We start from the raw sequence: 1,570 nt of genomic DNA on the forward strand, positions 1-1,570 counted from the left end.
ATTGAAGACAAGTTCGCCGTTACCATGAGCCGAACCGGGAGCGACTTTTCTGTATCTATCTGTCGCCGTACTCGCCCAATTTGAATCCGGTCGAGCGCATATGGAAATGGCTAAAGGAAGTCGTCATCGCCAATCGTTTTCATCCTACACAAGCTTTGATCGCATAAGCCATTGATGACTTTACTCATTACGCAGAAGAAAACCTGGAAAGGGTACTGTCACGCATTGCAAACGTTCATTTGTTGAATTCTTAATCGCGATTTATATAGCAAAAATGCGAGCAATGTTGCTTTGAATTCTAGGTTAACATCACTCGCATTTTTTTCATTTTTTAATAATACTATATAATTCTTTTTAATTTTTAGATGGGGGTCCATTATGAATTCTAATAAAGATGTAGCAACTCTCGTCCCGTTAAAATCTATAGAAGGACACTGCTTTCAAGCATATAGCCATTATCCTGAATCTAAAAAAGTAGAATTTTGTAACATTAATTTAAAAAAAGGGGAATATAACATACTATTTTCTATACCTTGGGCAATGCCAAAATTCACTATAGAACCTTCAGGCAAGGTAGGGTATGGGGCTAGATTGGAAAATGACAAAGGGAACTATGAAATTGTTTTTTTAAAAGTATGGTTTAAAGATAGGAAATACGAAAAAATAGGGGATTTATGTCTTGGTGAATACTCCAGAGATAGCAAGGATATCCCGCTTAGTCTTTTTGATGATTCAGTTTTGTATGGTCTTAACCAAAGATATTGTTTATTTTTCTTTCCACATAATGATTTAACATATGGTATTCCTTTCTTTGACAAAGCAATATTAATTGATGCATTGGAATGCCGGATTTATAATATAACGTCAGAAATAGATTTTAGAGATCAACTACTTCGACTTGATCATATAAGAAGTTTTATGTTAGAAAACGATTTTTATTTTTATTTAAAGACAGGCAGAATACATGAATCTGAAAAATGGGACATGTGGAAAAAATGTGACCCTAATGCCCCTTATTTTGACCATTTAGAAAGTATTTTTCTATATCAAGTAGAGGACTTTGTCAAACAAATAAAAAATAATACTAAAAACCTTAGGGGAATACTTATCGAACAGGTAGACTATAATTTTGCAATAAAAGAACTAGATGTTATCAATGATCGAATTGTCTATATATTAGATGATATATCTAATAATAAATCAGAAGTAAAGTATTATGATATAGCACAAAAAACTCACTTAATTGACAAAAGCACTAAGGCTATAGAAAATTATGATTTACGTAAAACTAATGAAGAACAAATATACAAGTATGTCTATAACCTTCAAAAAAAAGATGGCGAAGCGTTTTATCTAAAAACTAATTATAACCTTTTTAGCTTCTTTCTAAAAAAGCTATAAAATATATAAAACATAGGATCGCAAAGTAAAAGGGCGAGTATCAATATTCGTGATACTAAGGATAAAATTCTTTTCTCAATGGCACGATAGAGTGTCGTTCGGCCAATACCGGTTGCATCTGTAATTTCTTTAATGTATATCAAGGGTGTTGATTATCCAGTATGATCCA

Annotated in this window: 1 protein-coding gene and 1 pseudogene; both read left to right on the top strand. The window is 32.2% G+C overall.

The window, feature by feature from the left end; genetic code table 11:
• Positions 1 to 20: 20 nt before the first annotated feature.
• Positions 21 to 167 (top strand): annotated as a pseudogene (locus HMPREF0083_RS27065) (transposase); the annotation flags it as partial.
• Positions 168 to 378: 211 nt separating this feature from the next.
• Positions 379 to 1,401 carry a hypothetical protein gene (locus HMPREF0083_RS07380; RefSeq protein WP_021620561.1) on the top strand — a complete coding sequence of 341 codons (1,023 nt, stop codon included), beginning with the start codon at positions 379 to 381 and terminating at the stop codon, positions 1,399 to 1,401.
• Positions 1,402 to 1,570 lie beyond the last annotated feature (169 nt).

The organism is Aneurinibacillus aneurinilyticus ATCC 12856 (assembly GCF_000466385.1).
In the GTDB taxonomy this organism is placed as follows: domain Bacteria; phylum Bacillota; class Bacilli; order Aneurinibacillales; family Aneurinibacillaceae; genus Aneurinibacillus; species Aneurinibacillus aneurinilyticus.